This is a genomic window from Pseudomonas sp. NY15354 (assembly GCF_048068075.1).
In the GTDB taxonomy this organism is placed as follows: Bacteria; Pseudomonadota; Gammaproteobacteria; order Pseudomonadales; family Pseudomonadaceae; genus Aquipseudomonas; species Aquipseudomonas guariconensis_C.
The window spans coordinates 1-12,393 of the sequence record NZ_JBLUPV010000018.1 but is presented as its reverse complement, the minus strand read 5'-3'; the positions used below and the strand labels follow the sequence as shown (position 1 = coordinate 12,393).

The 12,393-nt window shown below is 63.0% G+C and carries 13 protein-coding genes; 7 read left to right on the top strand and 6 right to left on the bottom strand.

The genetic code is table 11. The features are described from left to right. Window positions 1-156: 156 nt before the first annotated feature. On the bottom strand, window positions 157-1,086 hold the full coding sequence (locus ACNFCH_RS17135; RefSeq protein ID WP_337159101.1) for a malate dehydrogenase: 930 nt from the start codon (window positions 1,084-1,086) through the stop codon (window positions 157-159). Window positions 1,087-1,352: 266 nt separating this feature from the next. Between ACNFCH_RS17135 and ACNFCH_RS17130 the strand changes: the two genes are divergently transcribed. Then, complete coding sequence (locus tag ACNFCH_RS17130; RefSeq protein ID WP_337159100.1) at window positions 1,353-1,799, top strand: MaoC family dehydratase; 447 nt, start codon at window positions 1,353-1,355, stop codon at window positions 1,797-1,799. Window positions 1,800-1,817: 18 nt separating this feature from the next. Here ACNFCH_RS17130 and ACNFCH_RS17125 read toward each other — a convergent pair whose 3' ends face one another. Continuing rightward, on the bottom strand, window positions 1,818-2,291 hold the full coding sequence (locus ACNFCH_RS17125; RefSeq protein ID WP_416743178.1) for a tetratricopeptide repeat protein: 474 nt from the start codon (window positions 2,289-2,291) through the stop codon (window positions 1,818-1,820). A 156-nt stretch (window positions 2,292-2,447) separates the two neighbouring features. Next, window positions 2,448-3,575 (bottom strand): helix-turn-helix transcriptional regulator, encoded by a 1,128-nt coding sequence (locus ACNFCH_RS17120; protein WP_337159099.1) that lies wholly within the window; start codon window positions 3,573-3,575, stop codon window positions 2,448-2,450. 316 nt (window positions 3,576-3,891) lie between these two features. On the opposite strand from ACNFCH_RS17120, the gene ACNFCH_RS17115 reads away from it, so the two are divergent. From ACNFCH_RS17115 to lapD, 3 genes are all read left to right on the top strand, one after another. Next, window positions 3,892-4,062, top strand: a complete 171-nt coding sequence (locus ACNFCH_RS17115; protein WP_337159098.1) for a hypothetical protein — start codon at window positions 3,892-3,894, stop codon at window positions 4,060-4,062. 157 nt (window positions 4,063-4,219) lie between these two features. Further along, a complete protein-coding gene (lapG, locus tag ACNFCH_RS17110) occupies window positions 4,220-4,897 on the top strand; it encodes a cysteine protease LapG (RefSeq protein ID WP_337159097.1) in 678 nt (225 codons plus the stop codon). Between the two features lie 9 nt (window positions 4,898-4,906). Further along, window positions 4,907-6,853, top strand: coding sequence for a cyclic di-GMP receptor LapD (gene lapD, locus ACNFCH_RS17105; RefSeq protein WP_337159096.1), 1,947 nt, complete (start codon window positions 4,907-4,909; stop codon window positions 6,851-6,853). 23 nt (window positions 6,854-6,876) lie between these two features. Here lapD and ACNFCH_RS17100 read toward each other — a convergent pair whose 3' ends face one another. Further along, complete coding sequence (locus ACNFCH_RS17100) at window positions 6,877-7,218, bottom strand: tryptophan synthase subunit beta (protein WP_070093132.1); 342 nt, start codon at window positions 7,216-7,218, stop codon at window positions 6,877-6,879. A 328-nt stretch (window positions 7,219-7,546) separates the two neighbouring features. Here ACNFCH_RS17100 and ACNFCH_RS17095 point away from each other — a divergent pair, with 328 nt between their 5' ends. Both ACNFCH_RS17095 and ACNFCH_RS17090 read left to right on the top strand, forming a co-directional pair. Further along, window positions 7,547-8,248 carry an EthD domain-containing protein gene (locus ACNFCH_RS17095; RefSeq protein WP_416743177.1) on the top strand — a complete coding sequence of 234 codons (702 nt, stop codon included), beginning with the start codon at window positions 7,547-7,549 and terminating at the stop codon, window positions 8,246-8,248. A 14-nt stretch (window positions 8,249-8,262) separates the two neighbouring features. Then, the gene (locus ACNFCH_RS17090; protein WP_337159094.1) at window positions 8,263-9,018 is read left to right on the top strand and encodes an SDR family NAD(P)-dependent oxidoreductase; all 756 of its coding nucleotides are present in this window, start codon (window positions 8,263-8,265) and stop codon (window positions 9,016-9,018) included. Between the two features lie 76 nt (window positions 9,019-9,094). Here ACNFCH_RS17090 and ACNFCH_RS17085 read toward each other — a convergent pair whose 3' ends face one another. Beyond that, complete coding sequence (locus tag ACNFCH_RS17085) at window positions 9,095-10,453, bottom strand: 8-oxoguanine deaminase (protein WP_196162181.1); 1,359 nt, start codon at window positions 10,451-10,453, stop codon at window positions 9,095-9,097. 564 nt (window positions 10,454-11,017) lie between these two features. Further along, complete coding sequence (locus tag ACNFCH_RS17080; protein ID WP_337159093.1) at window positions 11,018-11,587, bottom strand: hypothetical protein; 570 nt, start codon at window positions 11,585-11,587, stop codon at window positions 11,018-11,020. Between the two features lie 55 nt (window positions 11,588-11,642). On the opposite strand from ACNFCH_RS17080, the gene ACNFCH_RS17075 reads away from it, so the two are divergent. Next, window positions 11,643-12,206 (top strand): helix-turn-helix transcriptional regulator, encoded by a 564-nt coding sequence (locus ACNFCH_RS17075; protein ID WP_337159092.1) that lies wholly within the window; start codon window positions 11,643-11,645, stop codon window positions 12,204-12,206. Window positions 12,207-12,393 lie beyond the last annotated feature (187 nt).

The following is a 12,393-nucleotide window of genomic DNA, read 5'->3' as shown; positions in this document are numbered from 1 at the left end:
TTCGTTCGCGGGAAAAACGTTCCCACTACGCCCGCGTCGGTTCGCAAGGCATCACTGAACCGACCGCAGCGCCGGGGCGCGCTGCGAGGACCTAGGGCTGCTAGCCCATCGCAGGCTTCGCCACACAGAGACGCCGCAACCCCGGCGGCCGCGGCCTCACATTGCTTTCATTTCGGCGATGTCACGCGCCACCTGATCGGCAGAGTGGTCGAACATCGCCTGCTCCTGCGCATCCAGGGGCAGTTCGACCACACGCGCCAGGCCGTTTTCCGCCAGCACGCAGGGCACCCCCATGGCGATGTCTGTTCGCCCGTACTCGCCCTCGAGGATCGCGACCGCCGGCAGAATGCGGTTGCGCCCCTTGGCGATCGCATCGACCATCTGCGCGATGGCCACACCAGGGGCGTCGCAGGCGCTTCCCAGCTTCTTCAAGCCCAGAATCTCGCCGCCGCCCTGACGTGTGCGCTGCACGATCCGCTCGATCTGCTCGCTGGACAAAAAGTGCGACAGCGGCACCGAACCGACCGTGCAGTAGCGCATCAGCGGCACCATGCTGTCGCCATGGCCGCCCAACACCAGCGCTGAGATATCCCGGGCAGAAAAGCCCGTCTGCTCGGCAATGAAACACTTCATCCGCGCAGTATCCAGCACCCCCGCCTGCCCGAACACCTTGTCGCGGCCCAGCTCACTGAGGCTCCAGGCCCGGTAGGTCAGCACATCGACCGGGTTCGACACCACCAACACCGTCGCCGCCGGGGCATACCGATTGATGTCCCGCATGATGCCGTCGAGTATCGGCAGGTTGATGCTCAGTACATCCTGCCGCGACTGACCGGGCTTGCGAGGCACGCCCGCGGTGATCACCACCAAATCGGAATCCTGCAGCAAGTGGGCATCGCCCCCACCATGAACCCGGGTATCGGAGCCTGACTCGACGGCCGCCTGCCAGACATCCAGTGCCTTGCCCTGCGCCAGGTCTCCCTGAACATCGATCAACGTCAATTCACGGCAGGACTCCTCCCGGGCGATGATCTGCGCCGCCGCCTCGCCCACCATACCGGCACCCACTATGGATAGTTTGTTCACCTCACACCTCCTCGCGGCTCGCGCCACCCGCCAGGCGCCCGCCGATACACAGAAGTATTAGCCCTAGCGAAGATCTCGCAGTGCTTTCACGACGCAAGGCCGCCGCCGTCCATCCCTAGGGAATGTCGATAACAGGCCTTGGCCTCGAGTTAGGAATGCATTACTGCATCCATGGGCTGCCCTACTTGAACCTCAAAGGCCACCATGCTCTATTTTGATCCCAGCGCAGAACGCCGCTTCGGCCCCTGCCTGCAGAGGAGCCCACCATGACCGACCCGATCTATCTTGAGGACCTGAACGTAGGTGATACCTTCACCAGCGGCGAGCATTGCCTGGATGCCGAGCAGATCATCCGCTTTGCCCGTGAGTACGATCCGCAGCCGTTCCACCTTGACGACAGCCTCGCCAAAGACAGTTTCTTCGAAGGGCTGGCCGCCAGCGGTTGGCAGACCAGTGCGCTGACCATGAAACTGTTGGTGAGCAGCCTGCCCCTGGCCCGTGGGGTGATCGGGGCTACTGCCGAGGTTTCCTGGCCACAGCCCACCCGGCCGGGTGACAGGCTGCGCGTGCAGAGCACGATCGTGAGCATCACCCCTTCGCGGACCCGGCGCGATCGCGGCATGGTGGTCGTCGAATGCATCACGTCCAACCAGCGGGGAGAGACCTTGCAGCGCATGACGAGCAAGGTGCTGTGCTTTGCGCGAGGGGCCTAGACAGCCCCTGCGCCGGAATCAATAGCGGACAAGTTGCTCGGCCGTGATGATGCCGCTGGCATCACTCCCGGCCCTGCCCTGCGCTGCGTCCGAATCCTTGATCGCCGCTGGCAGTGCACCCGAACGCTGAGCATTGCGGGCAGCCGTTATCAGCTGCAGATTGCGAGCATGCAGCGCATGGTTGGCGCCGACACGCAGGTTTGAGCGGGCCGCCAGCGTCTCGGCTTGCTGGTATTGCCCCTGCTGGAGGCGCAACACACCCAGGTAATGCAAGGTGGCGGGATTGTTCGGCTGTATGTGCAGCGCGCGTTCCAATGTCGCCGCGGCCTGGTCCAGATGACCTTCGGCATATTGCTGCGAGGCGGTTTCGATCAGCGCGGTAGAGGCATTGTTGCTTCGGGCTTGAGGGGTACGGCCGCCGGCCATCGCGTACTGCGATATGACCACCGTCAGACACAGGCATAAAGCCGACCATACAGGCGTGCTTGGCATCAGGAATGAACTCGACAAGACCGGGGGCTGCCACGCGATGGGCAGGTCTGCAGCCGTCCAAGCTGGCTGGGCCCTTGCGCGAAAGGCAAGGGCTGTTATCGACCGGGCCCGCCTCCTTAAGTTCCGCGTCGCCTTGCATGATCCGCCGCCTTCGCCTCACCCCAAGGTGGCCACACTGCGCAGGATCAACCGCACCAGCATGGTCTGGCGCGTCACCCCGGTCTTGGAAAAGATCGAGCGCAGGTGGGCACGGGCCGTGTTGGTGCTGATGCCGAGCTCCTTGGAAGCCTCATCCTTAGTCAGGCCGTTGGCCAGGAGCATGGCAAGACTGGCCTCGGCCGGCGTGAGATTGAACAGCGTGCTGACGATTTCTTTCGGCGCACTGGACTGCTGCTCCGGATCGCTGATGAAAATCACCAAGGCCGGGCACTGCTTGCCTTCGCTCCAGTCCAGCATCGGCACCGTGCGCACGATGATGCCCAACTCCGCCCGCCCGGACGGGCGCTTCACCCGCAAGGCCTCGACCACCGAGGGCACGTTGCTTTTCTGGGAAAGCAAGGCGCGCTTGACCAAGCGTCGAAACGCCTGGGTTTCGCTGTTGCTGCCCACCATCAGGACGTCATTGACCAGCCTGAGGCCGTCTTTTTCCTGGATCAGGCGGTTGGCGACCTCGTTGGTCTGCAGCACATTGCCGGACTCATCGAGAATGATGGTCCCCACCTCCATCTGATCGACCGCATCGGCATACAGATTGCGCTCGGTGGCGATCCGGTTGAGCTGTGTATGGATCTCCACCGAACGTTCAAGGTGCGGAATGAACTGCGCCAGCAGGGCCTTTTCGTCCGCACTGAAAGCCGGCGCGGTCCGGCTGCGGCTGATACGGATCCGGCATTTGACGCCATCGCAGGTGGTGATGTCCGCCCCCAGGATGTGGAACACATCCAAGGGCTCCAGAAAGCTCTTGTAGAACTCCGAATTCAGCCAGTTGTTGTCGGTGATGAACTCGGCGTTGGTGAACACCTGGCGATTGGGCAAGTCCACGAACGGGTCCAGGGCAAAGAAGTACTCGTTGTAGGAACGGGTGATCTCGGCGGTGGAACCTGTGGTGTTGATCATCAGCCCAGGGTCCAGATGGCTGGGCGGGCGCAGCATGAAGGTGACGTACTTGCTGTTGATCTGCACATTGAGGTGATTGAGGAAACTGGCCCAGGGAATATGCTCGCGCGGCCCCTGATAAAGCTTGCCGACGAGCTCACTGAACAACTCGAGACTGAGGTTGTGCATGGAATGACCGCTGTTTTCTTGTTGGCATTGGCACGGTGTGGGCGTGAGCTGTCTGGCAGTGTACCTGCCCGGCACCCGATGTTCACGACTGCCCTTTCCAGGGCTGTTTCCTGTGCGGCCGACCGGAAAATAATTGTCAGCAGCAGGCGTTTGACGGACATCGGCCGTTAGGACTATGCCCACCCGGACAGGTCCAAACTGCCAATTCCGATGCAAAGCCTGCCGCCTGCCAAAAACCTGGCTGCATCCTGGGTGCCAAAGACGTTATGGTACAGACCCTAGCCCTCTCCCCACGTCTATTGCCATGGAGGCAATCATGACCACCCTCTTTCGCGCCAGCCTGCTGCTCTTGATCCTCGGCATGATCCTGGGCGACATCATGCTTGCCAGCGTTGGCCTGTGCGGTGTGTGTGGCATTGCCATCCATAACACTGTGCAACAGGATGCCCGGGCGGAGCCGCCCGCCGAATCGGACTTCATGGCCTAATACAGACCCTGGCTGGCGCGTTGCCATACCTGGGCGCCGATCATCTACACTGCTCGTTGTCGCCGGGCAGTGACCTGCCCTGCGCTTTCACCCGACGACAGCACCACGGTTGTTATGGATCGGTTCTGAATAGGCCTTAGCAGTGGCGATACCCAGGATGCTCGAAACCGTCGTGTGGCGTCTCGGCCTTGCCGTCCTGCTGGCGGTTGTGCTGTTGGGCAGCCTGCAGGCCGATTGGGACTTCTCGCAGATCAGCCGACGTGCCCAAGCGCTCTATGGCCCTCTGGGCCCAGGCCAGGCGCGCATCGATGCCTGGCAGCACCTGCTTGCCACTCAGCAACAAGGCAGCGAGCTGGAGCGCCTGCGGCGGGTAAACCTCTTCTTCAACCAGCAGTTGCGCTATGTCGAGGACATCGACCTGTGGCGCGACGTCGATTACTGGGCCACGCCGATCCAATCACTGATCAAGGGTGCGGGCGATTGCGAGGACTACGCTATCGCCAAGTACTTCAGCCTGCGGCGCATGGGCATTCCCAGCGAGAAGCTGCGCATCACCTACGTCAAGGCCCTGCGCCAGAACCGGGCGCACATGGTCCTGACCTACTATCCGACCCCGCAGGCTCAGCCGCTGGTGCTCGACAGCCTGATGGACGCGATCAAGCCGGCGGGCGAGCGCACCGACCTGCTGCCGGTCTATGCCTTCAACGGCGAAGGCCTGTGGCTGACCGGCGCTTCGGGCAACAAGAAAGTCGGCGATACCAAACGTCTGTCGCGCTGGCAGGACGTGCTGAAAAAGATGCAGGCCGAAGGCTTCCCAGCCGAACCGGTCTACTAAGGAGCGCAGATGTCACTGTTCAAACAATTGCTGTTCGCCATTTGCCTGTTCCTGATGGTTGCCTTTACCGGCAGCTTCATGGTCAGCCTGGAAAGCTCGCGCAGCCAGTACGTCAACCAGTTGCGCTCCCATGCCCAGGACGGCGCCACCGCGCTGGCCCTGTCGCTGACGCCGAACATCGACGACCCGGCCATGGTCGAGCTGATGGTGAGTTCGCTGTTCGACAGCGGGTACTACGCCAGCGTCAAGGTCATCGACGTGGCGTCCAACGCCGTGCTCGTGGAGCGTCACGCCGAACCCGACAGCAATGGCGTGCCCGCCTGGTTCATCCGCCTGGCTGGGTTGCAGGCCGCTGGCGGGGACGCCATCGTCAGCCGCGGCTGGCAGCAGGCGGCACGGGTCGAGGTGGTCAGCCACCCGATGTTCGCCTTGGCCAAGCTCTGGCAAGGCGCCTTGGGCAGCCTGGGCTGGCTGCTGCTGTGCGGGGCCGTGAGCGCCGTGTTGGGCGCCCTGCTGCTGCGTCGCCAATTGCGCCCGCTCGACTACATGGTCGCGCAATCCCATGCCATCGCTCGCCGGGAGTTTCTCAGCCTGCCTGATCTGCCGCGCACGCCTGAACTGCGCCGCGTGGTACAGGCCATGAACCAGATGGTCGAGAAACTCAAGGCGCTGTTTCACGAACAGGCCGAGCGCAGCGAGCAGTTGCGCGCAGAGTCCTATCAGGACAGCCTCACGGGGCTGGCCAACCGGCGTTACTTCGAGATGCAGCTCAACACCGAGGTCAGCAACATCGAGGAAGGCCGCGCCGGCTACCTGCTGCTGCTGCGCATCCAGGACCTTGCCGGCCTCAACGCGCGCCTGGGTGGGCAACGCACCGACCAGTTGATCCAGGCCGTGGGCGAACAGCTGCGCCGCGCCTGCGACCGCCATCCCGAGACCCACGACTTGATCGCGCGCAGCCGTGGCGGTGAGTTCGCCGTGCTGGCGCCTGGCCTGGACTTCGAGGAAGCCAAGCACCTGGCGCAGACGCTGGAGAGCGCCTTGCGCAGCCTGCATCAGACCGAGGCCAGCGATGTCACCCCGGTGGCCTGCATAGGCCTTGCCCCCTATGTACCAGGCGATGCGCCCGACGCCCTGCTCACGCTGGCCGACGAAGCCCTGGCCCGCGCCGAACACCAGGGCTCACCAGGCTGGGTATGCCTGCAACGCGGCGCCGCGACGCCAGCACCCGATAGCCAGAACGCCTGGCACTCGCGGCTCGACCGAGCCCTGGACAAGGGGCAGTTCGAGCTGTTCTTCCAGCCGGTGGTCGATTGCCAGGCGCCCGGCCGGATCCTGCATTACAAGGTCATTTCGCGCCTGCACGATGATCAGGGCGAGCCGCTGGCGGCGGGCCGCTTCCTGCCATGGCTCGAGCGTTTTGGCTGGATGCCGCGGCTGGATCTGTTGGTGCTGGAGAAGGTCCTTGGGCACCTGGAGCGCCATGATGGCTCCCTGGCACTGAACCTCTCGGCCGCCACCCTGGCCGATGACGGGGCGATACGCCAAGTCTATGAACAGCTCGGCCACCACAGCGCATTGGCAGCGCGCCTGACCCTGGAAATCGGCGAGGAGCAACTGCCCCGGCAGGCCTCCCTCGAGCACTTGACCCGACGCCTGCGCGCATTAGGCGTTGGCCTGGCGCTGCAGCGCTTCGGTGGCCGCTTCAGCATGATCGGCAACCTGGAGAACCTGGGGCTTGCCTACCTGAAGATCGACGGTAGCTACATTCGCCACATCGACCAGGAGCAGCACAAGCGCCTGTTCATCGAGGCCATCCAGCGGGCGGCACACAGCATCGACCTGCCGCTGATTGCCGAGCGGGTCGAGTCCGAAGGGGAATTGAACGTGTTGCGCGAGATGGGCGTGCAGGGTGTACAAGGACGGCTGGTAGGCGAGCCCGCGCCCTGGCGCTGACGCCGCCAACTTAATCCGCGGGGTCAGATCAGGCCACCGCCCTCGTCTTCCTCGATCAGGTTGTTCAGGCTGCCGAGCGCCTTGCGCGCCGAGGAGCGGTTGAGCAGCTTGGACTGAGCGTCTGGCGGCAGGTCCGTGATGCTGATCACGCCCTTGGTGGTCAGCACATCGATCAAGTCTTCGAGCACACGGATCATGTCCAGGTCGCTCTGCTTGAGCTGGCGAAGACTGTTTTCCACGATATCGTCCGCGAACCAGGCCTGAATCTCGGCATGATCACCAGGGAGTATTTCCGTGTAGTCGGCGTAAGGAGCGGCTTCGACCCGCAACAACTGGCCTGCGGCATCGCGTTGCACGTAATACATGGTATCGATCCTCGTGACGTGTTGGCTTCCTTAGGCTCTGTACGAAAAGCCTTGATACTCGGTGATGCTGCGTTGAAAACAGCCTCGGAATGCTCATTTACAACCCGTAAACTGCGCTTCCTCGGCTGTTTTCGCCTTGCCTGACCTTCGTCTCAAGACTTTTCATACAGACCCTAGCTACGCAGCATAGGCAAAGATCGTCCGGCAACAAGTAGAGGGGCCTGTTCAGGGGCACAAGATAGTCCGTTTGGAGGATTCCACTGCAGCGGCGGCGATCGACCATGGCCACGGTCATCTCACCATCACATCGTGTGTCAAGGAGAGCTCCGTGCAGAAAGTCATCTACCTGCTTTGGCAACCCGAGCAAGACACGTTCGACGCATTCTCCCGCCACTTGAGCGGCCCCCTCGCCGATCGCCTCCAGACACTCGGCGCTCAGCACCTGCAACTGAACCTGGCCGATGCCGATGTGGCCGCTGCCAACGGCTTGCGCCAGGCGCAGGCCGGCCCCCTGCCCCAGGCCGTGCTGAGTTTCTGGCTGGACAGCGCCGTCGCCGAGTTCCGCCGCCCCTTCGATGAGGCCCTGCTATCGGCCTGCGCGCGCATCGCCGGGTACCTGGTCTGCGAGTCGGTGCCCATCCGCAACACGCGATTCCCCGCGCGGCCTGGCCAGCGCACCCACGGTTTTTCGCAACTGGCCTTCCTTCAGCGGCCGCCACGCCTGACCCACGAGGCCTGGCTCGAGGTCTGGCAGAACCACCACACCCGGGTGGCGATCGATACCCAGGATAACTTCCAGTACGTGCAAAACCTGGTGGTGCAGGTGCTCACCCCGGGCGCCACCGCGCTAGCAGCCATCGTCGAGGAGTGCTTCCCACCGGCCGCCATGGACGATCCGCAGGCGTTCTTCGATGCACCGGGCGATGACGCGAAGTTCCAGCACAACCTGGCCGTGATGATGGACAGCTGCCAGCGCTTCATCGACTTCGACCAGTTGGGCGTGCTGCCCACCAGCCAATACCCCCTGTGAACGGAGACCCGCGCATGAACCGTCTTACCGGCAAGACAGCCTTGGTCACGGGCGGCGGCCAGGGTGTAGGCCAAGGCATCGCCCTGGCACTGTGCACCGAAGGCGCCCGCGTGGCAGTGGCCGGGCGCTCGCTCGCGCCACTGGAGGCCACCTGCGCACAGATCCGCGCACGCGGTGGCGAGGCGCTGGCGGTGGTCTGCGACGTCACCCAGCGGCAGGACATCGAGCGCTGCGTGGCCCAGGTGGTGGAGGCCTTCGGCGGGCTCGACATCCTGGTCAACAATGCCCAGATCGTGCCTCTGGGCCGGTTGCTGGAGGTCAGCGACGAAGCCTTCGCACAAGGCATGGACTCAGGCCCCCTGGCCACCCTGCGCCTGATGCGTGCCAGCTACCCGTACCTGCGCGGTGGTGGCGTGGTGGTCAACCTGGCCTCCTCCGCCGCGGTGCGCTGGGACGCCTGCGGCTATGGGGCCTACGCAGCGGCCAAGGAAGCCATCCGCTGCCTGAGCCGCGCCGCCGCGTGCGAATGGGGGCCTGAGGGCATCCGCGTCAACGTGATCGCGCCCCACGCCTTGTCCCCAGGCCTCAAGGGCTGGATGCAGGCCAACCCGGAAGAAGCCCAGGCCTTCTTGCAGGGCATCCCGCTGCGTCGGGTTGGGGATTGCGAAAACGATATCGGCCGAACCGTGGCATGGTTGGTCAGCGACGAGGCGGGGTATCTGACCGGCGCCACCCTGCCGCTCGACGGCGGGCAGGCGTTCTGGGGCTGAATACAGGCATGAAAAAGCCCGCATCATGCGGGCTTTTCTTGACATGCGGCTCAACCGCCAAGGCGATCGCTCACCCTCATTCGCCGATGACCAGTTGACGGGCCAGCTGGTTGTGGCGCTCCAGCACCCGCGGCAGGTCGACGGTCGTGATGCGGCCATCTTTGACTACCACCTTGCCATTGATCACGCTGGTGTCGACGTGGGTCGGGGTGCAGAACACCAGCGCCGCCAGTGGATCGTGCAGGGCGCCGGCGTAGGCCACATGGCCGAGGTCGAAGGCGACGAAGTCGGCCGACATCCCGGGCGCCAGGGCACCGATGTCATCACGGTTGAGCACCTTGGCTCCGCCCAGGGTGGCAATTTCCAATGCCTCGCGAGCGGTCATCGCATCGGGGCCGAAACCGACACGCTGCAGCAGCAGCGCCTGACGGACCTCGCCAATCATGCTGGCGCCATCGTTGGATGCCGAACCGTCCACCCCCAACCCCACCGGTACACCGTGATCACGCATCTTGCGGATCGGCGCGATGCCCGAGGCCAGGCGCATGTTCGAACAAGGGCAGTGGGCCACCCCCGTTCCGGTGCGGGCGAACAGTTCTATGCCGTGCTGGTCGAGCTGGACGCAGTGGGCGTGCCACACATCGTGGCCGACCCAGCCCAGGTCTTCGGCGTATTCGGCAGGGGTCATGCCGAACTTCTCACGGCTGTAGGCGATGTCATTGACGTTCTCGGCCAGGTGCGTGTGCAACGAGACACCGTACTCCCGCGCAAGGACCGCAGCCTCGCGCATCAGGTCGCGGCTCACCGAGAAGGGCGAGCACGGCGCAACGACGACACGCAGCATCGAACCATGGCTAGCGTCATGGTAGTCCTCGATCAGGCGCTGGGATTCCTTGAGGATGTCGCTTTCCTTTTCCACCACCGAATCGGGCGGCAAGCCCCCCTGGCTGCGACCCACGCTCATGCTGCCGCGCGCCGCATGGAAACGCATGCCGATTTCCTTGGCAGCATGAATGCTGTCGTCGAGCTTGCAGCCGTTGGGATAGATATACAGGTGGTCGCTGGAGGTGGTGCAGCCAGACAGTATCAACTCCGCCATCGCGGTCTGGGTCGACACCGAGATCATTTCAGGCGTCAGCCGCGCCCAGATCGGATACAGGTTGGTCAGCCAGTTGAACAGCTCGCCATCCTGCGCCGCCGGCACCACGCGGGTGAGGCTCTGGTACATGTGGTGATGGGTGTTGACCAAGCCCGGGATGACCACTTTTCCGGTCATGTCCAGAATCTCGTCGGCTGTTTGCGGCAGCGTTTCGCTGGGGCCGACCTGCTTGATCACATTGTCTTCGATGTACAGGCCACCGCGCCTGATCTCCCGGCGCTCACCATCCATCGTCACCAGAAGTTCGGCGTTCTTGACCAACAATGTCTTGGGCATACGTGTTCCTCTCCCGCTAGGAGTTGCATTCAACTTGGTTTTCATAGGCACCCGGCTTCAATGCCGGTGAAGTCCTGATAAGGGACGACATGGACAGAACGGCTGTCTGGAGGGCTATCGGCGCGCGCGTCCATCGGCGGTCCAGGCGGATGGCCTCGACCTGCCTGCGCAACGGCGCACGTTCAGGGGCATTGAAGTCGACACCACCCCTGCCACTACCAACGGGTCGGGCATGTTCTGGAGGGTGTGCAAAGCGAATGGAGCAGAGACGAATGCGTCGCTCAGGTGGCCGCTGAAGTCACTGTCAGCGGTGAACGACATTCGTGGGTGACGCTCGAGGGGAGCGAGCCGTTGTGGGTGCTGCATGGTTTGAGACCGTCGCAATACGCACCGGCGATTACCGATGTCGTAGGCGTTGAGCAATGTAAACAGAACTTTTAATTTTTGTATACATAATTCACTTCTCTCCCCGTATGGCCGCGATCATCGGCATCGCGCCGATGACCTGCGGCTTTACCAAACTTCCCGTCCCCACGCTGCCAGTTCGTTTACTGCACCTACACCTCACCGCACGTCTCTGCAGGCGCCACTGACCTGCCCTGACGCATAGCGCATCGTTCCGCCCGCGGAGAACGGTTCTCTACAAGCGACATACTTCATTTCCTTGTTGGTGGCGAACAAAAAGTCCGTCGCACCCGAGCGCAGAATCACCCGTTTCCAAAGACGCCGTTGGCAATCATTCCCCGCGTTGGTGATATCGCAGTAGGTCACATCGATCGTGAAGGTGCAGGCATTACGAACCCTGCGACGTGTGGGGCCCGCAGGATTGTTTTCCACGACAAGACAGCTATTCACGGACTCGGCATAGACAAAGGGATCTTGTTTCGCCTGGACGTGGTCTTGTTCGCCACTTTGCGCCGAAGGTTCAAAGCTAGCAGGCTGAGTATTGGCCGTGCCCTGGCCGGTGTAAGACGAAGCAGGCGGCGTTTGATAGGTGGCCGTCGCAGGTTGGCTGCTGGTACTGCTGCTATTGGCTGCAGCGACGGCGACCGGCACGGCATAGGAATAGGCGGATGTCGCTTTCTCGGGCGCCCGCCTGCCCACCCAGCAGCAGGCTTTTCTGCTCGATCGCATAACACCCCACCTGCTCCGGGCGACGAATATTCACTTCAAGTTCAACGCGCTTGAGTTGGAACTGAGCAAACGCAACCTTCTGCTTGACCGCCACCCGACACCCCTTTGGTTGTTGGATGACGATGGGCGGGTGGTGTACAGCAATGCGGCTGCCGAACGCGCGATGCGCACGAGCGCCTTCGAACTCTATGAGCGCGCCGGCCGCCTGCATGCCCACCGGGACGATGCCCGCCTGGTTCACCACAGGCACAAAGCCTCAGGCAAGGCAGAGGCTCGGCACGCCAGCCGGCTGCGTCTTTCAGGCACGGACAAAGAGATCTTGATCGTACCGGTGAGCGCCGATGCCCCCTTCAACCATCAGTTTCAAAAGCCCCTGGTGCTGATCGCCTATCTGGACAACACCTTGCAAAGTCATCTGCTGGCGGAGCTTTTTCAATTGAGCCCTGCGGAGCGACGGCTTGCCGAGTTGCTCGCCCAGGGGCTTGCGCCCGAACACTGCGCGAACGCTCTCAACATCTCGATCAATACCGTGCGCACACAATTGCGGGCACTTTTTCGCAAGACCAATACCGAGCGCCAGGCAGAACTTGTCAGCCTTCTGGTACGCACCCAACTCTGAGCGCCACCGAGGGCTCGCCCGTTCTCACCGGAGCGAGCCACCCCGCCCGGTCAGGTCCGGAACCTGCGCACCAGCCCATCCAGTTCATTGGACAGCCCCGCCAGGCTTTCGGAATCCTGACGCGCGGCCTGGGCCAGCTCGGCCACCAACTGGGCATCGCCGTGGATCTGGCTGATGTGGCGGTTGA